The 24,121-nt window shown below is 35.3% G+C and carries 17 protein-coding genes; 10 read left to right on the plus strand and 7 right to left on the minus strand.

What is annotated here, in order from left to right:
- Positions 1-506: 506 nt before the first annotated feature.
- Both PVV65_RS04965 and PVV65_RS04970 read left to right on the plus strand, forming a co-directional pair.
- Positions 507-887: a helix-turn-helix transcriptional regulator gene (locus PVV65_RS04965; protein ID WP_273789405.1), complete on the plus strand. Its 381-nt coding sequence runs from the start codon at positions 507-509 to the stop codon at positions 885-887.
- Between the two features lie 497 nt (positions 888-1,384).
- On the plus strand, positions 1,385-2,416 hold the full coding sequence (locus PVV65_RS04970) for an aspartate-semialdehyde dehydrogenase (RefSeq protein WP_273789406.1): 1,032 nt from the start codon (positions 1,385-1,387) through the stop codon (positions 2,414-2,416).
- A gap of 548 nt (positions 2,417-2,964) precedes the next feature.
- On the opposite strand, the gene PVV65_RS04975 is transcribed toward PVV65_RS04970, so the two are convergent.
- Positions 2,965-3,612, minus strand: a complete 648-nt coding sequence (locus tag PVV65_RS04975) for an SH3 domain-containing protein (RefSeq protein ID WP_273789407.1) — start codon at positions 3,610-3,612, stop codon at positions 2,965-2,967.
- Between the two features lie 462 nt (positions 3,613-4,074).
- Between PVV65_RS04975 and PVV65_RS04980 the strand changes: the two genes are divergently transcribed.
- From PVV65_RS04980 to PVV65_RS04990, 3 genes are read left to right on the plus strand one after another with little or no spacing between them, the layout of a single operon-like run.
- The gene (locus PVV65_RS04980; protein ID WP_273789408.1) at positions 4,075-4,893 is read left to right on the plus strand and encodes a MetQ/NlpA family ABC transporter substrate-binding protein; all 819 of its coding nucleotides are present in this window, start codon (positions 4,075-4,077) and stop codon (positions 4,891-4,893) included.
- Between the two features lie 48 nt (positions 4,894-4,941).
- Entirely contained in the window at positions 4,942-5,976 is a 1,035-nt protein-coding gene (locus PVV65_RS04985; RefSeq protein ID WP_273789409.1) for a methionine ABC transporter ATP-binding protein, read from the plus strand.
- The gene (locus tag PVV65_RS04990) at positions 5,969-6,628 is read left to right on the plus strand and encodes a methionine ABC transporter permease (RefSeq protein ID WP_273789410.1); all 660 of its coding nucleotides are present in this window, start codon (positions 5,969-5,971) and stop codon (positions 6,626-6,628) included. Before PVV65_RS04985 ends, PVV65_RS04990 begins: the two co-directional genes overlap by 8 nt.
- 1,194 nt (positions 6,629-7,822) lie before the next feature.
- Here the strand turns inward: PVV65_RS04990 and PVV65_RS04995 are convergent.
- Positions 7,823-8,302 (minus strand): MaoC family dehydratase, encoded by a 480-nt coding sequence (locus tag PVV65_RS04995; protein WP_273789411.1) that lies wholly within the window; start codon positions 8,300-8,302, stop codon positions 7,823-7,825.
- A 213-nt stretch (positions 8,303-8,515) separates the two neighbouring features.
- Between PVV65_RS04995 and PVV65_RS05000 the strand changes: the two genes are divergently transcribed.
- Positions 8,516-9,847, plus strand: coding sequence for an NAD(P)H-dependent oxidoreductase (locus tag PVV65_RS05000; protein WP_273789412.1), 1,332 nt, complete (start codon positions 8,516-8,518; stop codon positions 9,845-9,847).
- 227 nt (positions 9,848-10,074) lie between these two features.
- Here the strand turns inward: PVV65_RS05000 and PVV65_RS05005 are convergent, their stop codons facing one another.
- Positions 10,075-10,554, minus strand: a complete 480-nt coding sequence (locus PVV65_RS05005; protein ID WP_273789413.1) for a hypothetical protein — start codon at positions 10,552-10,554, stop codon at positions 10,075-10,077.
- 622 nt (positions 10,555-11,176) lie between these two features.
- On the minus strand, positions 11,177-11,521 hold the full coding sequence (locus tag PVV65_RS05010; RefSeq protein ID WP_273789414.1) for a hypothetical protein: 345 nt from the start codon (positions 11,519-11,521) through the stop codon (positions 11,177-11,179).
- Positions 11,522-12,092: 571 nt separating this feature from the next.
- On the opposite strand from PVV65_RS05010, the gene PVV65_RS05015 reads away from it, so the two are divergent.
- From PVV65_RS05015 to PVV65_RS05030, 4 genes are all read left to right on the plus strand, one after another.
- Positions 12,093-12,269 carry a hypothetical protein gene (locus tag PVV65_RS05015; protein ID WP_273789415.1) on the plus strand — a complete coding sequence of 59 codons (177 nt, stop codon included), beginning with the start codon at positions 12,093-12,095 and terminating at the stop codon, positions 12,267-12,269.
- A 2,977-nt stretch (positions 12,270-15,246) separates the two neighbouring features.
- Entirely contained in the window at positions 15,247-15,990 is a 744-nt protein-coding gene (locus tag PVV65_RS05020; RefSeq protein WP_273789416.1) for a creatininase family protein, read from the plus strand.
- 21 nt (positions 15,991-16,011) lie between these two features.
- Positions 16,012-17,043: a GTP-binding protein gene (locus PVV65_RS05025; protein WP_273789417.1), complete on the plus strand. Its 1,032-nt coding sequence runs from the start codon at positions 16,012-16,014 to the stop codon at positions 17,041-17,043.
- Between the two features lie 11 nt (positions 17,044-17,054).
- Positions 17,055-18,026: a WD40 repeat domain-containing protein gene (locus PVV65_RS05030; RefSeq protein ID WP_273789418.1), complete on the plus strand. Its 972-nt coding sequence runs from the start codon at positions 17,055-17,057 to the stop codon at positions 18,024-18,026.
- 1,425 nt (positions 18,027-19,451) lie between these two features.
- Here the strand turns inward: PVV65_RS05030 and PVV65_RS05035 are convergent.
- The 3 genes from PVV65_RS05035 to PVV65_RS05045 all read right to left on the minus strand — a co-directional run bounded on the left by PVV65_RS05035 (position 19,452) and on the right by PVV65_RS05045 (position 23,865).
- Positions 19,452-22,775: an autotransporter outer membrane beta-barrel domain-containing protein gene (locus PVV65_RS05035; protein WP_273789419.1), complete on the minus strand. Its 3,324-nt coding sequence runs from the start codon at positions 22,773-22,775 to the stop codon at positions 19,452-19,454.
- Between the two features lie 750 nt (positions 22,776-23,525).
- Positions 23,526-23,669, minus strand: coding sequence for a hypothetical protein (locus PVV65_RS05040; protein WP_273789420.1), 144 nt, complete (start codon positions 23,667-23,669; stop codon positions 23,526-23,528).
- A gap of 49 nt (positions 23,670-23,718) precedes the next feature.
- The gene (locus PVV65_RS05045; RefSeq protein WP_273789421.1) at positions 23,719-23,865 is read right to left on the minus strand and encodes a hypothetical protein; all 147 of its coding nucleotides are present in this window, start codon (positions 23,863-23,865) and stop codon (positions 23,719-23,721) included.
- Positions 23,866-24,121 lie beyond the last annotated feature (256 nt).

Raw genomic sequence — 24,121 nt, forward strand, 5'->3', positions numbered from 1 at the left:
CGGGACTCTTGTCATGTCCAAGTGCTCTTAGTACTAAAAGCAAGAGGCTGACTCGGTTTCAGCACTTCCAGATCCCGGAAGCCCCCAAATCTTGGAAGTCCCCAAATCCCGAAAGTCCAATGCCGAGGGCACTTGCACCTGAAAGGCATAAGTATAAGCCAAATATCCAGATTTTAATGACATTTCTATAGGCTAAATCCATCGGCTAAAAAATACACTTTATTTGCCTGAAATAAGCAATTGGAATTTCAATTGACGACTGAAAACTATTGCCTTATGAATAAAGCTTGTGTTTTTGGTCGTATACGCGACGATCAAATAGGGTCTGGAAGCCCGAAAAACTCAAACTAGAAATAAAACCGCTTTTTGCGGGTATCCCGGAATTTCCGGGGGCTTTTGTTATGTCCAAGTGCTCTTAAGCACTAAAAGCAAAAGGCTGTTTTGAGTCAGCACTTCCAGACCCCGGATACCAATGCGAGGGCGCTCGCAACCGGAGGGGAAACAAAGTGCGAGCTAAAAATTCACATTCTTACGACATTTCTTTAGGCAGGAAAATTCGCTTCAGAAGAAATATGATGGGGTTTTCTCAAAAACAATTAGGAAGTCATTTGGGCGTAACGTTTCAACAAATCCAAAAATATGAAAAAGGTTTAAATCGTGTGAGCGCAGCACGTTTACAGGAAATTGCTGATGTACTGGAAGTTCCCGTTTCCTTCTTTTACGCTGAGAGCACAAAAAAAGAAGAAACTTCCTCGCATTGTGATGACAGAATATCCAGTAAAGCAGAATATTTACTTTTGAAAAATTTCAGAGAGCTTACCCGCAAAAAACAAAGAGCAATTTTGCAGTTGATTTCTGATGAAAAAAACACCCCCTTATTTTTATGAATTTACTGAGAAACTCTCAACTATTTTCAATAACATTGAAAAGCCTTTTAACCGTCTTCACCCCAAAAGACGAAGATTTTTATCCGGTCTGAAAACAGACTGAATAAAAATTTTTGTCTTTAAAGAGAGGGAAGAAATCAAATAATTGAGTACTTAACAGATAAAAGACAAAAAAATCTCCCAAGGCAATGTGTCGTACCATCTTTTAAAAGTTTAAAAGTGTGAAGAGAAACAATTGACAGAAGAGAAAAAATTCACTTAAGTGCTCTCGCAAAGAGATGAAAACTCCGCGTAAAATATTCAATTTTTTCAATTCTGAAAGAATCAAAAAAGACAATATTATTGCAATACAATACTTTATTGTGCTGACGATTATGATTGCTGTGCACAACATCGGATTTATTGAAGATATAATTTATGATTTTCCTTGACCAACTCACTCTCTCCTGAGTATAGCGCGGGGAATAAACGTGGAGAGACACGAAGGAGTATAAAAAATGAGTTTTAAAGTTGCAATTGTCGGCGCAACAGGAAATGTCGGTCGTGAAATGCTTACAATTTTAGAAGAGCGTGGTTTTCCTACGCACGAAATTGTTCCTCTAGCATCACGACGCTCATTAGGACAAGAAGTTTCTTATGGAGACAAAACTTTAAAAGTAAAAGCTCTGGATAGTTACGATTTTTCTGACACAGATTTGTGTCTTATGTCTGCGGGGGGAAGCATTTCCAAAGAATATGCCCCTAAAATCGCGGCAGCGGGCTGTGTCGTCATCGACAATTCCTCTACATGGCGTTATGATGCCAATGTTCCGTTAATTGTCCCCGAAGTCAATGCTGAGGCGATAAGTGCCTTTTCTAAGCGTAATATTATCGCCAATCCCAATTGTTCAACAATTCAACTGGTCTTAGCTTTAAAACCTCTCCATGATGCTGCCACCATTAAACGGGTTGTTGTCTCTACATATCAATCCGTCTCTGGAGCTGGTAAAGAAGGAATGGACGAACTTTTCGAACAATCACGCGCAGTGTTTGTTGCAGATCCTATTACATCAAAAAAATTCACCAAACGCATTGCCTTTAATGTTATTCCTCATATCGATGTTTTCATGGAAGATGGTTATACAAAAGAAGAATGGAAAATGACGGCTGAAACGAAGAAAATTCTTGATCCGAAAATTAAACTCACAGCCACGGCTGTTCGGGTTCCTGTCTTTATCGGTCATGCGGAAGCTGTCCATGTTGAATTTGAAAAACCACTCAGTGTATCTGAAGCGCAAGCGCTCCTCCGCGATGCCCCTGGTTGTCAACTTATCGATAAACACGAAGATGGTGGCTATACCACACCTTATGAAGGTACAGGAGAAGATGACACCTTTATTAGCCGTGTTCGTGAAGATATCACCGTTGAAAATGGTTTAGCTTTTTGGGTTGTCGCCGATAATTTAAGAAAAGGCGCTGCATTAAATGCCATTCAAATTGCTGAATTACTCATTTCCCGTAATTTGATAAAATCTAAGTCCGTCAATTAAAAGCCCTATCCAAAAGGACGAAGAATCCTAGCCTGTTTGTCAAAAGTCCGGTTTCTCTTCAAAAGAATCTTCCCCTGCTGAGGATTCATATCACCCCCCCCTAAAGAACAGTCCTACGAGGGGTGACAAATTCTACCCTAAACATCCTTGAATGCCTAAGTCGCCTTAAAGTTATCCCATACCGCTAAAAAAACGAAGATCTCTATCTACACTGCTCTTATACACAATCGCATACCAGTTTGTACCAATCGCCATCCTCATGTCGCCTTACGACACAATAGTATAAAAACAAAAGTATAAGGACAAAAAACTAGCCATTCTCTTAAAAAATCCAGCTTTAATAAATTCCATTAAATATTATCCTAAAGGACAATATCTCGAGACATTGATAAATTTCACCCTGAATATTCTTAACTCTTATCACCCTATAAGGTATCTCTCACCACCTTGATGCCATTTTATAGGATAATAAGATCAGCAGCATGAAGCAAAAAATGCCTCATGCTGCTGATCTTTTAGCCATTCCTGTTGTGAGATTGATTTTATTCTTATGGAGCAGGATAGGTCACAACACGGTAACGCGTTTCATTGCGTTCAAAATTTTTGTAATTAACCTTATCAGGAAAGAAGGGATTATAAGCATTGACGTGCTTTACAGAAACTTCTTGTGCCTTTGGTGAAGGATTTAAAATTGTCCGTTCATCTCTTTTTTTAACACCTGTGGAATCGATAATCACATCGGTTCTGTACAGTTTTTGCATGTTTTTTCGTGTTTTTTGCATCATTGGAAGGGCTTTAAAATCAGAAATAATCTGTTTTACTTTTTCTTTTTTTACTTTTGGTAATTTTATCATGGAATTTGATTTTACCGGCACCTTTTTAAAAGCAATGGTAGGAACATTAGCAACATTGACATAACGAGCAGATGCCCAACCAACTTTTCCATGATACCCAAGAGAACACCAAGTTTTATTGGATAAGCAGCCATAAATTTGCACTTTTGCGCCCATTGGAACCATTGCGATCACTTTGTAAGCTGTCGCAGGGCCTGTGCGTAAAGATACCTGTCCTGATGCAACACGAGCAACGGTTCCAGCAATGGTCCCAGTTTGCGCGTGAGAAGCAGTCACAGCCCCCCCTGATGCTCCCAAAGCCCATAAAATCATTGTCGTTGATAAAAAATTCTTTCTTAACATTATTTTTCTTCCTCTCTAACATGTAAAGGGCAGAATATTTGCCTTTGCAAAAATTTGCCGTATTTAAATCCAGTGATCATCAATCTTTATTTTCCCCAAACACCCCAAGCCCCATAACCACAAAATCTCTCTTTATCCCCTCCACCCCTCTTCACAAACACGGGACTTTTGATTTTAATTGTGCAGTACGTCCCTCATGAATTGACTGCTAAAACATCATCTGATTGCTTGGCTCTTTAGCCAATCGTCTCTTAAAGAAGTTTTTAAGGTGTCATTGGTTCCCTTAACGAATGATGATATTTCGTCAAAACTGCGAAAAAATAGAAAAAAAGAATATTCTTTTTAAAATAAAAGTGATTGAATATTCTCTCAAGCTTGTATAACTTTAGGTTTTCATAAAAGAAGATAGAGTATATTGAAGCTTTCCTCAAAAAATCTCTTATAAAAGAAAGTTAAAAGCACATGACATTAAAGTTTTATTCTCGTGGTCGTATTATAGGATTATTCCTCTCTCTCTTTACACTTTTTTTGTCTACTACCTTTTCCATGGCCGCAGAAAAATCAAAAATCAAACTTGGTATCATGGAAGGACACGAAGCCACTGTTTGGCAAGTCGCTGCGGAGCAAGCTAAAAACGCTGGTTTAGAAATTGAGCTTGTTTATTTTTCTGATTACACTTTGCCCAACGATGCTGTTAATGCAGGAGAGATTGATGCAAATGCTTTTCAGCACACGCCTTATCTTAAAAACCAAATGGAACAGCGGGGGTATAAACTTTCAGTTGTAGGATACACGTTTATTACACCAATTGGTGTCTATTCCCACAAAATTAAAGATTTAAAAGATCTGCGTGATAGTGCACATGTTGGCATTCCTAATGATCCATCCAACGGTGGAAGAGCCCTCCTCCTTCTCAATTCTTTAGGTCTTATTCAATTAAAAGACCCTCATGATATTCTAGCCTCTCCGCTAGATATTATTAAAAATCCTAAAAACTTGCAAATCCGGGAACTCGATGCCGGCATGTTAGGGCGAGCTATCGATGATTTTGATATTGCCGTTATCAATACAAATTGGGCTTTGGTTTCTGGACTAGATTTGCAAAAAGATGTTGTTGCATGGGAAAAAGCAGAAAATAATCCCTATAACAATATCATTGTTGTGCGGACCAGCGACAAAGATGAACCATGGGTCAAAAAATTAGTTGCTGCCTACAATAGCGAGCCTGTTCGCGCAAAAATCAAAGAAATCTTTGGTCCAGCAGCACAAACATCTTGGTAATTATACCTCATATTTTCGTCGTTTTGCTAAACATTCTGGTAATTTTAAATGGAAAAAAACGCCCTCATTTCCTTAAAAAATGTCAGCCGTTGTTTTAAAAAAACGGCGGGTAATCCAGCGGTTGATAACTTATCTCTTGATATTCATGCCGGTGAAATCCTTGGTATTATTGGTCGCAGTGGAGCAGGAAAATCAACACTTATTCGCTGTTTAAATGGATTAGAAAAAATTGATACAGGCTCTCTTTTTTTTGAAGGTATCAATATTTCAAATCTATCAGAGACAGAATGGGCGCCTTATCGTCAACGAATTGGAATGATTTTTCAACATTTCAATCTTCTTTCATCTCAAAAGGTGATTGATAACATTGCATTACCCCTCAAATTAACAGGAATAAACAAAAAACAGCGCAACAAACGTGCCCTTGAGCTTATTGAATTGGTAGGATTATGTGGTAAAGAATATTGTTATCCAGCAGAATTATCTGGAGGGCAAAAACAGCGCGTTGGCATTGCCCGTGCGCTCGCTGCTAATCCTAAAATATTGTTATCAGATGAAGCAACCTCTGCTCTTGATCCTGAAACAACACAGTCTATTCTTGAACTTCTTGCCGATATTAACAATCGCCTCAATCTCACAATTGTGCTTATTACCCACGAAATGGAAGTGGTACGCACAATTGCACATCGCGTTGTTGTTCTCAATCAAGGACGTATTGTGGAAGAAGGACGTGTAAAGGATATTTTTACATCCCCACAAGAAGAAACAACCATTGCCATGCTTAAACTTGTTACGCCACAACTTCCTGAAAAATATGCACAAAATCTTAAACCCATCGGTCAAGAAGCTATTATTGAAATGAATATTGCCGGTGCAATTGCCCAACAACCTTTTCTCCATCTTCTGGAAGATGAAAGCGGTTTAAGAGCACGTATTCTCCACGGAGGGATCGATACAGTTCAAGGAGAAACCATCGGGCGTCTCTTCTTATGCCTTCCTGCTCAAGATCAAGAAGCTTTTAAAAAAGCCGTTCAATGGTTAACCGAAAAGGGACGATATTGTGAGGTGTTAGGTTATGTTTAATGTTCTATCTCATGAACTTCCCAGGGCCCTTTTTGATACAATCTTGATGACGATGAGTGCTTCTTTGATAGCGCTTATTATAGGGCTTCCCCTAGGTCTTCTTCTTCATACAACAGCACGTGGCGGAATTTTTACTTCATCTCTTATCAATCGCCCTTTAAGCATCATCATTGACAGTATTCGTGCCATTCCCTTTATTATTCTTGCATTTTATCTTCTTCCCGTTACCCGTATCGTTGTAGGAAGAGGCGTAGGAATGCCTTCTGTTATTTTTGTTCTCACCATTTCAGCTATTCCTTTTTATGCGCGCATGGCCGAACTCTCTTTTAAAACCGTTGAAAACGGTCTCATTGAAGCGATCCGCTCTATGGGAGCAAGCCGTCTTCAAATCATCAGACATGTTCTTATTCCTGAAGCTCTTCCTAGCCTGATTACAGGTTTTACAGTCATGGTCATTTCTCTTATAGGAGCCACCTCACTTGCCGGATATCTTGGTGGAGGCGGTTTAGGAGACATGGCAATCCGCTACGGCTATCAACGCTATAATACCTTCATCATGACCATCGTCATCCTTCTTTTGATCATGCTCAATATTATAACCCAATGGACTTCTGATAAAATCGTACAAAAACTTGATAAAACGAAGCATTAAAAGACTGAGAATTTCACAGGCCAGCATTATCGTCCTCTTTGCCACTTCTAAAGTGCAATACTTCGCCAATGAATCAACCCTTAGCAATCGAAAACGCTTATAAAAAAAACAAGCACTTTCCTTTTTTTTTAACGACCTTATCGACATAAGCTCCCATTTTGTAACCAAGTAAATAGTTTGATGGCTTCAATATAAAAGGAGATTAAATGAGAAGAGCTATAAAACCTCAGCCATAATTATACCTGATCACTCTCAATGTATGATTATTGTCTTCCAAAGTGTTTGATAAAAAACAAAAATATCTCGCCACTCTATTGCTAATCTACCCATAGTTTTATGACATTATTTTATTTTCTTAAATAAGGTTTACCTGTCAATCAACATCTAGATCAAATGTAGCAGCACATTTTAAACACAGATCGAGTGGGATAAAAGCTCTAAACACTGTTCCTACTTTTGTATGCCAAAGTGCAAGCGAGCGTATTGCGGATCTATCAAGAGTTCTAAAACGGGAAGAGCAATTAATTTTTGGAAAAATATTAAAAGCGTAAAGATGCAAACCAATTTTCATCCTTACCATTATTCTTTAGTTTAGCATTAAAGCTTTCAAAAGCGTCTAAAACAATAAATAATGGAGATTACATATTGCCTCACACTTTTCGTTTATCACGTCCTTTAATGGATCACAGCCTACTCGTAAAACATAAAGACCCTAAATGGAATAGATTTATCTCACATATTCATATGCTTGTTTGAAAGAAGATCAAAACTACCACGTCCATTTCGCAACAGTGTCCAAAATGGTATAATAGTCAATCTACTGAACCTCCATCTTTACACTTTATAAAAAAGTAAGCCAATACCATCAGACACTTTGCAAATAGCCAATGTAGCATCCCATCCCTTGATACTTGAGAAGATTCAAAGGCATACCTTTCTTGCACAGTTCCACTCCATACAGACTTCCCCGCTTTTAAACGTGCAAATGAGTGGTTTTAATTGTTTCAACTTTTGATTGTTTCAACATGGAAATAAGTTTAAAATGAGAAAACCTCACGATACTCTAGAGACGCGTATCAGGATAAATGATACGAGATTATCCTTATGAATCAATATATTCTTAATTTTATCATCGAAGATAAGTTATAATAAAGTTATATAAAAATTTTTATCAAACAAAGCACTCAAATAATCTTAAGGATTGGAAAGTTTTTCCCCCATAACAGCAACAATAAGCCATTGAGCCGTAAGGGCTGGTTTTTTTAGCAGTTCTACTTCCACTGTAACCCCATAATGGAAGACTACGCGACCAGAAGGGCGAATTTCTGCATCATCGAGCACAAAACGCGCCCGTACCCGTGTTCCTGTCTTCACAGGACTCATGAATCGTATTTTATCAAAACCATAATTAATCCCCATTGTAGCCCCTTCTAACTCTGGAAGAGCCTCATAAGCAAGCGTAGACAAAAGCGATAATGTTAAAAATCCATGAGCAATCGTTCCCCCAAAAGGTGTCTTTTTAGCCTTTTCCTCATCAACGTGTATCCATTGGTGATCATCTGTAGCGCATGCAAATTGATTAATCATATCCTGTGTAACAAGACGCCACTGCGATAATCCCATTTCTTTTCCAATAAAAGTAGTGACATCTTGTACTGTGATTTTTTTCTGCATAACGCTATTCCTATTTTATTTATAAAAGCAATCATCCCCCTTGCTTTTATAAAACCCGTTGATTAGAGCATCAAGAATAAAAGATTAATTGTCTTAAAAACAAATACACCTTATGAATAAGAAAACTCTTTTCATAAGAAAACTCTTTTCATAAGAAAACTCTTTTCATAAGAAAACTCTTTTCGTAGTATAGTTTTCAAATGGGAAAAAAGAATGACAAGCAATGTGAACCTAACAGGTTTAGCGCATGATTTAAAGCAACGTGCAGAAAACCATCCTCCCATCCGTATTGGATTGATTGGTTGTGGGGAGATGGGCACAGATTTATTATCAAGTATTGCGCAAATGGAGGGAATAACAGTCGCTGCTGTCGCCACGAGGACACCTTCACGTATTTTTGATGCTGCGACAATTGCTTACGGCGAAGAGGGACATGTCTGTGAAGTTGAAAATGCTCATGCCCTCACGCAAAGCATTGAAAAAGGTTTGATTGCAGCAACAGACGATATTGACCTTGTCTTGCGCCATGAACAAATTGATATTATCGTTGATGCAACAGGCTATCCTGAAGCGGGAGCGGAAATTGGCTTTAAAGCACTTGAAAACAACAAACATCTTGTCATGATGAATGTTGAAGCCGATGTTACGATTGGCGCGTATCTGAAACATGAAGCAGAAAAACGAGGGCTTATTTATACCCTTGGTGCGGGAGATGAACCGACTTCATGTATGGAACTCATCGAGTTTGTTTCAGCTCTTGGGCATAAGATTGTTGCAGCGGGAAAGGGAAAAAATAATCCTCTATTCTTTGATGCCACACCTGATATTTATGAAGAAGAAGCATTACGGCGTAATATGAATGTGCGCATGTTGGTTGAATTTATTGATGGTTCCAAAACGATGGTTGAAATGGCAGCCATTGCCAATGCCACTGGACTTCTCCCCGATTGCCCAGGAATGCATGGCCCTCAAGCGGCCCTACAAGATTTAAACAAAGTCCTTATTCCAAAACAAGATGGCGGTATTTTGCAGCAATATGGTGTGGTGGATTATTCAATAGGTCAAGGTGTTTCTCCAGGTGTCTTTGTCATTGCAGAAATAACACACCCACGTTTACGCGAACGCATGGAAGATTTAAAAATTGGTCGGGGACCTTACTTCACCTTTCACCGCCCCTATCATCTCACAGCTATGGAAGTTCCCCTCACCTGTGCACGCGTGATGCTTTATGGCAAAAAAGATATGGTTCCTCTTAACCATCCCGTAGTAGAAGTCTGTGCTGTTGCTAAAAAAGATTTACACCCAGGCGATCCGTTAGATTTTATCGGTCTTTATACGTATCGTGCTTGGATCATGAATATTGCAGAAGCTCGCGCTCGCCAAGCCGTTCCTTGTGGTCTTTTAGAAAACGCAACTGTAACAGCTGAAATTAAAAAAAACGAACTCATTACAGTACATAATACAACTATTCGTGAAGATCAATGGATTGCTCGTCTTCGTGCCAAACAAGACCTTTTACTTCAAAAACTTCCCACTCATATATAAATCTATAATAAATCCCCCCGCTATTACTTTAAAATTCATCTTATTGTTATCATTTTTCTTACTGCATGAATGCCCTGAATACAGGGATATTTTTTTATTTTATCCCTTGTTATGCAATATTTCTGAATAACCTTCATATCAAAGCATGCAGATAATCTTAAAAGACTAATAAAGCGAGGTAAAAGTGCTCGTCTTATAACGATGAAATAACCATAAACTATAAAAAATCAGTTCTCAGGTATATAGTGTGCCACTAAAGCTGTCAATCCTGCCACAGATGCAAGAGCAGTTACAAATTCCCCAATACATATAGAAGCAACAAGTCCCACAACACATGCCCCTCCCAACAAGACAGCACAGCCTTTGCCTATGTCAAATTCAAACCCAGAAAAGAGACTACCTTTTTTTTTCCCATGATCTTTTCCAGGATTTTTTCCAGGATCTTTTCCAGGATTTTTCCCTACTATACCTTTCACAAAAGATAATCCATTTTGTCCTTCAACATCATGGATAACAGCCTTATCTACCGCTTCAGTAACGATTCTTTTTTCCAGTGTTGCAACAATTTTTTCTAATGTTGAACTAATTCCCACTTCTTGAAAGTGATTTTGTACAAAACCTGCATTCCCCTCCACAGTTTGTACAAAAAAAAGCATAAATAGTGTAAAAATAAATGAACACACACGATTTTCAAATATTTTAAGCATAGCTTTCTTTGCTCCTATTTTTATTTACTAAAAAGTAATGCAATAAAAGTAAAATAATATTCTCATGCATAATAAAATAAAATTTGTATATAATTTTTCTTAATATAAACACCAAGAGAATATTACATAGAAGCGTGTATCACATTATGTGTTACATGTAAATACATAATTTAAATATTAAATATTATATAATAGATTTTTATAAATGATTTTAATTACAAAAATTAAAAAAAACTATAATATTAAAACAATTGGTATAAAAATAATAACTTTATATTATTATAATAAGCGAAAAAATTGTATATTTCTTATTTTATAATTTATAATAAATAATATTGATAAATTTTATATAAATAAAATATATACATAAAACAAATTTATACGTATAAAGTAAGAATTTAATTAAGATAATACTTTTGATAAAACCATTATAAATTGCAAAAAAAGCCTTCAAAGATCTTTATCCTTATTTTCAAATAAAAAAACATTAACGAAATGATTTTTAATTTTTACTGATATATAAAAAACATTTCGCAGTCCTTTTAAAAAGGAAAAACATCCATTAAAAGGCTTTTAATTTTAATAATGCGGACAAAAATACATTTGTTATTAGCAAATATTATTAGAAAAATAATCTAAAAATAGCTAGAAAAGCACCAATAAAATCCCCAACGGATAAAGAAGAAAAAGCTGCTTTAATACCTATCCTCCTCCAAAAAGCTGCATCTGAAATTGCAGAAACTTTTTCAACTTTCCCAAAAGACAATCCATCCTGTCCTCCAACATCATGGATAACAGCCCTATCTACCGCTTCAATAACAACATTTTTTTCTAATATAGTAACAATTCCCACTTCTTGAATTTGATTTTGTACAAAACTTGCATTCCCCTCCACGGTTTGTATAAAAAAAAGAATAAATAGTGTAAAAATAATTGAACGCACACGATTTTCAAATATTTTAAACATAATTTTCTTTGCTCCTCTTTTTATTTAGTAAAAAAGTAAAATAATATTTTCATACATAAAAAAATAAACTTATATATAAGCTTATTAATATAAGTAATAAGAAAATATTACGTTGAAGCGTATATCATATTATATACTATATGTAAATAAATAAAATTTACATATTTTAAGTATAAATTATTGTATAATATAAATTATATAAATAGCTTTAATTGCAAAAAGTTTTAAAAATTATAATGTTTAAATAATTAATATAAAAATTCTATGTTTATATTATTATAACAATATAAATAAATTTCATCATAATTAAAAACATCGATATAAAATAAATATATAATTATGAAGTAAGAATTTAAATAAGAGGAATTCTTGACAAAACCATTATAAATTACAAAAAGAAGCTACAAAAATCCTTATCTTTATTTTCAAATAAAAAATATTTTGCAGTCCTTTTAAAAAGAAAAAAACATCCACTAAAAGATTTTTAACTCTAATAACACAGACAAAAAATACATTTATTATTAGCAAATATTATTAGAAAAATAATCTAAAAATAGCTAGAACAGCACCAATGAGATCCCCAGCGGATAAAGAAGCCAGAACTGATACAATATCTGCCCTTCTCCAAAAAGCTACATCTGAAATTGCAGAAACTTTTTCAACTTTCCCAAAAGTAAATACATTTTGTCCTTCAACATCATGGATAACAGCCGTATCTCCTGCTTCAATAACAACATTTGTTTTTTAGTGTAGTAACAATTCCCATTTCTTGAAATTGATTTTTTACAAAACTCGCATTCCCTTCTATAATTTGTACAAAAAAAAGAATAAATAATGTAAAAGTAAATGAACATACACGATTTTTAAATATTCTAAACATAACTTTATTTTCTCCTCTTTTTCTTCACCAAAAAAGTAAAAGAATACTTATATATAAAAACAAATGATACATTATATGTAGTTCATAATATAATACATTATGTATTACATGTAAAGAGATAAAAACAATGTAATTTAAATTTTAAAAATAATAACAACAATACTAAAAAGTTTCTGAATGGTCTATTTAAGAAAGTTTATTTAAAAATCAAATGACTGTAAAACATAACGAATACAATTGATAAATACCTCATATTACGAAAAAATTTACCAAAATAAAATGTATCGCTAATCTCTATACTATTATTATTACCTAAAACTTTAAAAATATTTATAAATATTAGAGGTAATTTATGCTTCTTATAATAGAATTATTTATCATTGATAATATGAAAACATTCCATTATTTTTATCACTCTAATTTAAAATAATAAAAATTTATCAACTTTCATAGCAAAATAAATCTCAAAAAAACAAATTTAAAAGATTATAAAATAAAAACTGTCAATATAATAATACTTGCATATTATTGAGATAAGAGAAAGATTAAGTACTTCTTAAAAAATCTTTTATTATATCACTCATTGATATGGAACAGGTTTTTTCTTGGTAATGCGGAAAAATAAAATCACGAGTAGATAAAAAAAGCGATCTAAAATAAATATATCTCCAGAAATAAACTTTAAAAGTCTGTCCTATTTTTGACAAAACAGTTATAAAGTGTAAAAGAGTCATCAAGATCTCTATGGTTAAACAGAAAAAACATTAACAAAATAATCTTTAACTTTTATTAATATATAAAAACATCCCATAGTATCTTCAAAAAAGTTGTTCAGCCCCCCTATCTCATACAGCGTAATGCATTGAAAATTTTGATTTTCAAAATTAACAAAACGCACTTATAAAACAAAACAACTTATCAGATTTATAAAAACATTATAAGCAACACAAAAGTGCTAGAAAACTACTTAAAACCAAATACTAAGATAGTCATAAAAAATGAGAGCACCTCCCAAAATGCTAAAAAACAACTCTCTTGCCTAACTTTCATAAAAATTAGCTGATTTTCTTCTTCAATAGGATAAATCACAGCCATATCTATATTTCGATCTACTATATTTTTCTCTTGATTAGTAAAAATAATTTACTTTGAAAGAAATATTTAGCAATATTTATATGACTTTCTGCACATTGTGTAAAAAAAATGAATGCTATAAATATAGAGCAATAAAAATTATTTTTTAATATTTTAAACATGATTTTATATTACCATATTTTTCTTTAAATAAAAATTAAATTAATAATAAAAACTGTAAAAGTAAAACATATTTCTTAAAAAACTATTTTATACATATAATAATACATATACTATATTTAATACAAGTGTCATTAACACCTGAATAAAAAAGTTGTGTAAATATTTTAAGGAAAAGTGATAAAGTAACCTGTGAAAAATCGGGGTTTAAAAAGGACTAGCTGCAAGATAAACAAATTAAAAAGATAATCGTCAAAAACCGATATTGATCAACCAATTTATCAACAGCTCATCTTAAAAGCAAAAGACTGATTTATAATCATGATTCATTGTTTTGCATGTTGAATGAAAGACCACCTGACGATTATAAGTTTTCCTTAATTTTAACGCTGTTTATATTGAACCAATCAAATTTATTTGCTTACAAATCACAAACGAAAGTAATGTGTAAGGCGAAAGTGGTAAAAAAGAAAAAATACACTTATAAGGTACTTTAAGCACCAAGTGCTGTTGCAAAAATCGGAAGATAACAAAGTATATGCAGTGCCCCCTTTTTACTTAAAAGGTTTAAAAATGATCATATAAAATTGTTTTGCTATTATAGGGATTTACCGTTATACTCTTCGATATGCAGCGTTACAAAATAGGCTTGAATACTTGCTTTTTCTTTAAAACAAACAGCTTGCAACGCAATGGGATTTTGCTTATCCTGATTTCAATGGTACTTCTTCTTTATCATCTGATCGCTCATCAAGTTATAAACGCATCAAGCTCTCTGTAATTTCGCACCGCTGCGCATCGAAGAGTATAACGGTAAATTCATTAAGCACCACCATCTTGACACTTCATAAAAGAACAAACCGGCACCATCACACACTTTACCAGCCGCCTGATATTGTGAGAAAAGATCTTAGCATTTAAGATAGTTAATCAGAAGCTTACCTGTACAGTTTCACGCCTCACAGCTAATCTACTTGTGATGTACAAAAAACATAGTTTTATTCACTCAAAATGGAACAAGTTTGGAATAAAAAAAGTCTTATAATTTTTTGAGACTCTCATTCAACATGAAAAAAATAAATACTCTTTATAAATCAATATAGTGTCATTATGTGATTTCATCTCATGTAAATTCTTTTCATTACATTCATTTTTTCTTCATAAACACTAAAATCTATTAAAACATTATTCAAAGTAAAATAAATGTACAAACATTTCTATTCGTTTTGTAAGACATCTCTATAAACTTGAATTCAGAATGCGAGAATCCTAATTAAAACCAAAAACTATGCCATCCTAGCCTTCACACCAACATAAATGCTTTGGTTATCCTTTCTCCATGGCAAAAAGAATTAATAAAAAATTCTTACAAAAGTTATTGATCTTTAGAAGGAATAGCGCATATTCCATCAAAACTGTGTTAGCTTCTCTCAATAAAATCTTCACTATTTTTAATAAAGCTCTCATTTTTAGAGTATCCCTATGGAATGTAAAAATACACCTATTTGCGTTTTTCTTATAGATAGATTAAATAGTGACAGAACCTTTTGATCACTTTATCTTTATAAACTCCTCTGTTGGGCAATAATTTATGGTATCTAACACGCCTTTTCTCGCTCTTTTACCTTTAGGCGCACACGAATATCACGGAGAGCACCTTCCCTTTGAAACCGACTGGATTATTGCTGAAGCTTTTGCAAAAGCCCTCACGTTAGAAACAAAAGAACAATTTCATATCACCCTTTTACCGGTTGAGAAAATTGGCTATTCTATAGAACACATAGATATTAAAGGAACACAAACCCTGACCTTTTCTGATGCGATTAATCGTTGGATAAAGATTGGTGAAGACTGCTATCACAAAGGAATCAACCGTCTTCTTCTTCTCAATGCTCACGGAGGCAATTCACCTTTAATGAGCATTGTTATCACCGAATTACGAAGGCGCTTTTCAATGCTTGCTGTAGCGACAAGCTGGAGCCGTTTTGGTTTACCACAAGGTCTGATAGATCCTTCTCAACAGCCTCTTGATATCCATGGTGGTTTTATAGAAACCTCTCTCATGCTTTATTTAGCTCCAGAAAAAGTTCATATGGAAAAGGCAACAAATTTTCATAATAAACAAGCGGATATGATTGCCAATTATCGCTATTTACGCGCTTATGGTCCTCATGCCTTTGGCTGGACAATGCGTGATCTCAACACGCAAGGTGCAGCAGGAAACGCAAGCAAAGCAACACCTCAAGCCGGTAAAGCTATCTTTTCTCATGTTCTATCTCAGCTTCATGATTTACTTGATGATATCAAGCGGTTTAATATAAATACATGGCAGTAAAGAACAATACAAGGTCTCTCCATGGAAACGATACCCCCAACAAAAATTCCTGTTACGGTTCTTACAGGCTATCTTGGTGCAGGAAAAACCACCCTTCTCAACCGCATTCTTAGTGAAAATCATGGCAAACGTTATGCTGTCATTGTCAATGAATTTGGTGAAATTGGGATTGATAATGACTTAATCATTGAATCAGATGAAGAAATTTATGAAATGAATAACGGCTGTGTTTGCTGCACTGTACGTGGCGATCTCATTCGTATTCTAGAAAGTCTGATGCAACGTTCTCATCGATTTGATGCGATTATTATAGAAACAACAGGACTTGCTGATCCCGTTCCTGTTGCACAAACCTTTTTCATGGATGATACAGTCCATGAAAAAACAACGCTTGACAGTGTTATAGCGGTCGTTGATGCAAAGCATTTTCCTATTCAACTGAAAAACAGTCGTGAAGTTGAAGAGCAAATTGCCTTCGCAGACATCGTTCTTTTAAATAAGATTGATCTCGTTACGGCACAAGAACGTGCCCATGTAGAATCGCTTATTCTTGCTATTAATCCTCGCGCTATACTCTATACAACACAGCGTACCAATATTCCTCTTGATAAACTTCTCAATCGTGGTTTCTTTGATCTCCAACGGACTCTAGACCATGAGCCTCATTTTCTTGATCACGAGCATAAAAACCAACCTGAAGATCATGTGTGTGGTCCCAATTGCCATCATGATCATCATCATCACACATCTACCATTCATGATATTACCGTCACTTCTGTAAGTTTAAAAACAGGTACCCTACAACCAGAAAAGTTTTTTCCTTGGATCCAACAGCTTACGCAGCAACAAGGACCTGATATCTTGCGTCTTAAAGGCATTATTGCCTTTCAAGGAGATGATGATCGTTATGTCATTCAAGGCATTCATATGCTTCTTGATGGACAACATCAACGCCCATGGCGTGAAGATGAAAAACGAGAAAGCCGCCTTATTTTTATCGGACGCTCTCTTGATGGCGAAAAATTAAAAACTGATTTTGAAAATTGCGCATAAAATGAGTGACAATGCCAAACATTATCCATTATGATCTCAAAAGTTACTGCCTTTCCTGTGGTTTTATAGGCAATAAACCAGCCTTTGTTTCCGTGGAAGGTTTGATTGTTTTTTTAACCCCAACCCCACAAATCTTTGAAGTTCATAAAGGAATAATTTCAAGTCATTTTTCCCATGACAATACTGCAATCATTACAGGGGGAGAAGATGGAAAAGTCTGTCAAACAACAGCTAATGGACACACAGAACTGCTTAGTCTAAAAGAACGCAAATGGATAAATAACGTTGCTTTTGGTCCCCAAAAAGCTTTTGCCTTTTCCTCTGCTCGTCTTGCATTTGTGCATGTTAGAAAAGAGCAACAAGGGCTCCCACATGAGCGCAGTGTAGAGGGTCTGGCTTTTGCCCCAAAAGGTTTACGGCTTGCCGTTGCCCATTACAATGGCGTTACGCTTCATTGGCTCTCAACACAAATATCTCCCACAACATTGGTATGGAAAGGCGCTCATTGTGGTGTGACCTTTTCACCAGATAACCGCTATGTCATTTCCACGATGCAAGAAAACGCCTTACACGGCTGGCGTCTTACCGATCATCAACATTTACGGATGAGTGGCTACCCAAGTAAAGTCAAAAGCTGGTCTTGGAGTGCAAAAGGAAAATGGCTCACAACATCAGGTGCTTGTGCTGCAATTGTTTGGCCCTTTCATACAAAAGAGGGCCCCATGGGAAAAACACCCTTAGAACTTGGAACACGAGCAAATGCACTTGTTAGCACCGTTTCATGCCATCCGAGCAAAGAAATTGTCGCCATAGGTTTCAATGATGGAATGATTTTAGCGGCACATTTTCGTGATGGAAAAGAAGTCCTTCTAAGAAGGGATGGGAAAAGCGCTATCTCAGCACTCAATTGGGATCAAACAGGACACAATCTCACCTTCGGCAGTGAAAATGGTGAATGTGGTATCATCAATATCACTGATTAAGCCAAGCACCAATAAGTACAACTATCCCTGATTGAAATATCCACGCAATCCTTTAGAAATCTGAACCCCCACCCATCTATAGAACTCACAGAAATTCCAAACACCCTCCCCCAATCCCCAAAGTCCTTATAATCATGAAGCCTTCCATCTTCCTCTCTCCCCCCTTTAAACAAGACAAGACCTTAAACAAGTTTTTGACCTTTTAAACATTATTTTCTCCATACAAGAATATCATCTATAAGACCGCCCCCATCCCTTATAAAGCAAACTTTCTCTATAATAATTTATGCCATAGGCTGCACACTCCCATAAAGATACATTTCTTAAAACTTCAGCAAAACATAGCTTCTATTATCACCCAAAAAGCTTTTTTATTCCTACGATTAAAAGAAGAGGACTCAAAACTATTTTTCTCAATAAAAATTTTTTGACCGCTACTCCATACCTCAAAAAATAAAATTCCTTAACAATTCTGATCAACAATGTAGCTTCTTATCTAGACATATCAAATCGGTTTAATAAAGGGGTGTTTACTGTTTTACATGTCAAGTGAAAAACCTTAAAATCATAAAATTCTCTCGATTCAAATCTATTTATATTAAAGTAACCAAAACCGTCTGCTTGCACATTACAAACAGGGAAAATCCCGTATCCATACAAAACGTTCAAGAAAAGATTAAACATGCCTCTTATGAAGTCTTTCAAATGCTAAAGTCAGTGCAATATTGAAAGCCTAGAAAATAGAATAATGATGCCCACTTATTATAATCTATATCTTATCAAAGTTGCTCTTGGCATCTATTATTTGCAAAAAAGAAAAAATACCCTTAAAAACACGATTAAGTATCCTTTATTTTATGGTAATTTAATCTCAAATTCTCTCAGTATTTTCTAAAAATAAAAGTATTTATCTAAAATCTCCAAGTAAACATCTTAAAAAATATGCATATTGACGAATATAAACGTGAATACCGTTTATTTTTTTCTCTCAAATAAAATTCAAAACAATATATAAAGATCACAAAATCTCAACGTTTGATCTAAAAAACGAATAAAGAAACAGACAAAATAATCCTAAAAAAATCTTAAGAAAAACGCTAAAAAAACAGTCCTAATCCTACTATATATTAATACAAACAACCATCAATACTACCTCTTTTGAAAGATTACGCAACAAAGCTTTCAATATAAAAGATTTTCATCACATTCATAATGAAATCTTTCCTCATATCACAATATTAAAACTTGTAGAAAAAATTCTCATTACATAGAAGAAAGCATCTTGAGTAACTTCAATCATCAATCAAAGAAATCATTTTTATACTTTAAAAAATAACCATATTGACGAGGGAGTATAAATTATAAGAGAGTAAAAAGGCAGAAAATTTTTCTGCCTTTCCTATAAAAATGCACAATGGAGCTCTTTTAAAAACGGTGACGCAATCCAGCAGAAAAACTCGCACCAGAAAAGCCAACTTTTTTAAGCCGATGCTGATAAGTGACATCCCCATAAAGCGAAAATTTTGAAGAAAGACGTGCATTAAACCCAAGCCCTGCTTCCAAAGAAGAACCAAAAGAACCTAACTGGAAATCATCTTTAAAAGAAACAAATTTCTTATCTTCAAAATTATGCAAATAAGAAAACTTACTATAAAAAGAAACCTCTCGGCCCTCTTCCACAACACCAAGCGTCTTGCTTAAACGCCCACCAACACGCCCCATCCATTGATGAAATTTTCCCAAATCAACATCAATATGATCAGCATCATATGCCTGATTAAACTGAAGATGCTGATAAATAACCTGAACCTGTGGGTCAAAAACAATACCTTTACACCCTATTACAAACGTTTTGCCACTCGTTAAAGATCCACTAAACTGTTTCCCTTTTAACGCCATAACCTTGCCTCGTGCAAGGGTTAAAATATCTCCCTTAAAAAGACCATAGGATAACACCCCATCGATATACAAACCTGTATCATGCTGTAGACTTCCATAGGCCCCAATAGACCATTTATCCAATGAGCTTTTTTTGCTTTGTTCAACATTCTGCGGTGCTAGAGAAAGTTTTCCATAGTTTCCCAAAGCCCCAAAGAATGTACGCGTATATAAACTCTCCATCTCGTTTAACAAAACACCTGCTTGAAACGCATTATAATCAAGCTCAGCACTATAGCCATATTCAAGATCAGATAAATTGGAAGCATAATGATGGCTTGCCCCATAAGCATGCAGAAAAAAGGCTGTATTTTTATTCTTTTTAGAAAAATAATAAAAAGCACCCCGCATTGTCTCTAACATCTTATTTTGCGGAGTCATCTCCATCAACCCCACTTGGAATAAAGCATTTGGCAAAAGGAGATACGTTGGCAGTTGAGGAACAACAGCTCTAATTCCTTGTTCAGCCTGCCCATTAAATGGGACAGAAAGATGAGATGAAGGCTCAACAGGAGCAGAAGGTTTAGAAGGCTTTGGTTCAAGGGGTAGAGAAGGAGAATCTGTAGATGAAGGAACGACCGGAACAGATGGCTTAGATGGCATAACCTCATCACTAGAAGTCTCAACGGGAACAGAAGGCATAGGCACAGTAGAAGGATCCTCTGGAGCCGTTGGTACAGAAGGAGGCTGAGGCGAAACAGGTTTAAAAGGAGTAAGTGTAGAATCCGTAGGAGAAAATGTTTCAGATGGGTTAGATCCTTCAGGCAAAGAAGGTGTAGATGATAGAAGTGGAGGCTCAACAGTAGGCGGTTGTTCAGGCGAAATAGTCTCTGTTGGTCGCTCAGAAGGGGTCTTTTCTTCCTCAGATTGAGGAGGAATAACCGTAGGCGTCGGCTTAGAAGCAGATTCAGAAGAATCTAACTCAGAACCAATATAAACACTCTCGAGACGAAAGTCCCAAAAATCTCCTTTCCCTGCAACCAATCTATTTTGGGGATCCGCATTTCCAGCAGAAGAATTTGGACCATAGCCACGAAGTTTATATTGATAAGGAAAACCATTTACCGTCGTATAACTATTGAGTAACTTAAAAGAATTTTCCTCTGCCGTCCCTGCAACTTGAATAAGTGAAACACTTTGACTTCCTTCACTGCCTGCTTCTTTATCTGAAGTTTTTTGAAATTTTTCCATCCCAATGAGGGTGGTTCCCACAACATCCCCATAGATCAAAATGCGATCCGTTTGTTGAGAATTAAATGAACCATCACTATGCATAAATGTGCTCATCTTAATCTGAGAATTACCTTCCGCACTGTATACTTTATTGGACACGTCATTCATACCAGCTGTTTTATTGCTATTGTCCAATGTATGAATATCGTCTCCATTGTTTATTTTGTTTCCAATATACAATGTGTGATAATCTTGAGAGACATATTTCTCAAAAACAACGGTACTATCCAAAAGGCTCAAAGTAGAAAGTGATGAAACCGTAAAGTCTTGTGAGCCTTGATATTTACTCTTAGTAAGATACCATGTTGAACTATTTTTTAACTGCAAATCAATACGAGACCTACCTTCAATGCGTGCTCCTCCTGTAAGAGTCGAAGAATAGGCTTGAACACGAAGAGAAGAATTATTTTCAGCTTTTAACAATAAATCACCAGAAATCTTTGTATTTTCCGATAATTCAAGGATAGCTTCAGCCCCATAACCAGCATCTCCCGTACCATAAACGGCAATCCCCTCTGGAACTAAAAAATTTGTCTTTGATAACTGAACAGAGGCTTTTTCCAGAGCAACACCCTGCGCTCTCAGAGCACTCATATTACCCCATATATCATTAGAATCTGATCCATAGAAATACAGACCATAAGCGCCCTTCCCCTGAATAGAAATATTGGATTTTTCAATCTTAATATTCGTCTTCTTAAATGCATCAGCTAAATTAAATGCTCGCAACAACCTACCTTTATTATTCACATTCCCTGAAGAAATTTTAACCAAAAAACCATGCATATCACTCAGTTCCATAGAACTATTATTCAATTGAACAAAGCCACCTTGAGAGATATCAAAAGCTTCTGGTAATTTATTGACACTTTTCTCACCAACAATAACAGTTTTTTGTTCTCCTTTTCCCTTAATGACAGAACTATCGAAACTATACTCTCCCCCAAAAAGTGATGAAAACGGGCCCTTCCCATTAAAAATAACGCTACTCCCTGACAACCTAATCTTTGAACCCAAACTGCTAATCAGAGCAATCTCTCCTATACCATTCAATTCTTTCGATGTCCTTTCTCTTGGTGTCGTTTCAATCTTGACACGCACTAAAGCAATATCTGTTCCTTTACCCAATGCAGAAATAGCGTGAGAAACTCCTGTAATAGTGCCATCTGTCATGCGAATAACCGCACTTTCAGCATGAAGGGCTGGTATATTCTTAAAATTTGAATCTTTTAGATTAAGACGAGCTCCCTCTTTTGCTAATGCACCATAGCCATATAATTCATCTGCGCTATCACCCGTAACAGTTATCTGAGATGCATCAACAACTGTACCTGCTTTTTCCACATATAGAGCTGAAATAGGAGTAGTGTCAGAAATATATTCTTGAGAATATTTTAAATGATAAGTTTTATTTTCAATCGTATGTTTTTTACCATCATTGCATTTATAAAACTGAGCATTTGGATCACAGCGATTTCCTAAATGAAGAGAATTTGCATGAACACTCACGATTGGCAAAAAAGAAACAATAGCCGTTGTGATAAATAAAAATCTATAATCCCTTAATACATTAACCATAATTCTATTCCCAATTTTTCTTTTTCCCCCCTTCCTGACTTAAAAATAAAAAATACGCGCAATAACACTCACTTAAACAAATGAATAGTGAGAAGTATACAACTTAGATATTCATTTTATACTTAACACAACACTCTGTAGCTTATATAAAATTCAGATTATATTTCATGGACGCTTAAAAATGACAGCGCAACCCGTCTGAAAAAATCATCCCTGAAAAAGCTACTTTTCTAAAATGATGCAGATAAGTGACATCTCCATACAATACAAAGTTTGAAGACAACTGCATATTCAACTCCGCTCCAATTTCTAAAAAAGAACCCAAAGCTCCTCATTAGAATTCATCTCCAAACTGAACACATTGTTTTTTTCTAAAACTATTGGCAAAATGAAACTTTTCATTGAAAGAAACAACTTTTCCCTCTTCAAAAAGCCACAAGCGTCTTGCTTAAACGCCCACACACCAAACATCAGCCACAGATCAAGTTTTCCCCTTTCAATATCAAAACCATCAATATCTAATGTCTTATCAAAGCACACATTTTGATAAACGATCTGAAACTACGGATCAAAAATACGCCCCTTATATCCGCTCATAAATGACTTTCCAGCAATTAATGAAGCCCTCCCAAAGCTGTTTACTTCAATGTTGTTGTCTTACCTCTTGCTTGCATGAGAACACCCCTTTTAAATATCCCATAGAGAAAAAGGCTACCGATATAAATAGCTGTGCCATTAGAAACACTAAAGTTAGTCTTTTGAACTGAATTTCTCCAATCCAGCCAATGCCTCTGATTCTATATATTCTTCTTGTGAGGGACGTTCTTTTAAAGTCCTCTCTCGAATTTCACGACCATGAAAAGAAATACTTGAATTCTTAAAAACAACCTCCATGCTCTCCATCACGAGACCATCAATATTTGAAACATTAATCTTACCATCCTTAATAAAAAGAAAATCGCCTTGGCTTTAGTCCCCAAACAGCCTGATGAAAACCATGATCATAGACGCTTATACTTTTATCATTAACCGTGTTCTCACCACTTCCAGTAACGAAAACCTTATCCGAAGCAATCTTCATTTCTCTCATGCAAATCTTCTTAAAAAATTGTAGCAGTGTTTTTTTAACGCCAAAACCCCACCAATCTCTAACTTCCTTTTTCTCTACCTTAATACTTACCTAACCAAACTTTTTTGCCTTCAAAACACCAGAAAAACTGCTATCAGTATCAGCAGCATCTGAACGAATATCACTCACACCACAACCCACGCTCTTCAAAAGCATCACATCAATAATACTTTAAAAGAAAACGACACGTTCCTGTTCCTTTACATTGTAAACAAAG

The organism is Bartonella sp. ML70XJBT, assembly GCF_028618425.1.
Taxonomy (GTDB): Bacteria; Pseudomonadota; Alphaproteobacteria; order Rhizobiales; family Rhizobiaceae; genus Bartonella.

Excerpts from the sequence above, each read along its gene's own strand:
- PVV65_RS04970 (WP_273789406.1), top strand. The coding sequence starts at position 1,385 with ATGAGTTTTAAAGTTGCAATTGTCGGCGCAACAGGAAATGTCGGTCGT.
- PVV65_RS04975 (WP_273789407.1), bottom strand. The coding sequence starts at position 3,612 with ATGTTAAGAAAGAATTTTTTATCAACGACAATGATTTTATGGGCTTTG.
- PVV65_RS04980 (WP_273789408.1), top strand. The coding sequence starts at position 4,075 with ATGACATTAAAGTTTTATTCTCGTGGTCGTATTATAGGATTATTCCTC.
- PVV65_RS04985 (WP_273789409.1), top strand. The coding sequence starts at position 4,942 with ATGGAAAAAAACGCCCTCATTTCCTTAAAAAATGTCAGCCGTTGTTTT.
- PVV65_RS04990 (WP_273789410.1), top strand. The coding sequence starts at position 5,969 with ATGTTTAATGTTCTATCTCATGAACTTCCCAGGGCCCTTTTTGATACA.
- PVV65_RS04995 (WP_273789411.1), bottom strand. The coding sequence starts at position 8,302 with ATGCAGAAAAAAATCACAGTACAAGATGTCACTACTTTTATTGGAAAA.
- PVV65_RS05000 (WP_273789412.1), top strand. The coding sequence starts at position 8,516 with ATGACAAGCAATGTGAACCTAACAGGTTTAGCGCATGATTTAAAGCAA.
- PVV65_RS05005 (WP_273789413.1), bottom strand. The coding sequence starts at position 10,554 with ATGCTTAAAATATTTGAAAATCGTGTGTGTTCATTTATTTTTACACTA.
- PVV65_RS05010 (WP_273789414.1), bottom strand. The coding sequence starts at position 11,521 with ATGTTTAAAATATTTGAAAATCGTGTGCGTTCAATTATTTTTACACTA.
- PVV65_RS05015 (WP_273789415.1), top strand. The coding sequence starts at position 12,093 with ATGAGATCCCCAGCGGATAAAGAAGCCAGAACTGATACAATATCTGCC.
- PVV65_RS05020 (WP_273789416.1), top strand. The coding sequence starts at position 15,247 with ATGGTATCTAACACGCCTTTTCTCGCTCTTTTACCTTTAGGCGCACAC.
- PVV65_RS05025 (WP_273789417.1), top strand. The coding sequence starts at position 16,012 with ATGGAAACGATACCCCCAACAAAAATTCCTGTTACGGTTCTTACAGGC.
- PVV65_RS05030 (WP_273789418.1), top strand. The coding sequence starts at position 17,055 with ATGCCAAACATTATCCATTATGATCTCAAAAGTTACTGCCTTTCCTGT.
- PVV65_RS05035 (WP_273789419.1), bottom strand. The coding sequence starts at position 22,775 with ATGGTTAATGTATTAAGGGATTATAGATTTTTATTTATCACAACGGCT.
- PVV65_RS05040 (WP_273789420.1), bottom strand. The coding sequence starts at position 23,669 with ATGGAGGTTGTTTTTAAGAATTCAAGTATTTCTTTTCATGGTCGTGAA.
- PVV65_RS05045 (WP_273789421.1), bottom strand. The coding sequence starts at position 23,865 with ATGAGAGAAATGAAGATTGCTTCGGATAAGGTTTTCGTTACTGGAAGT.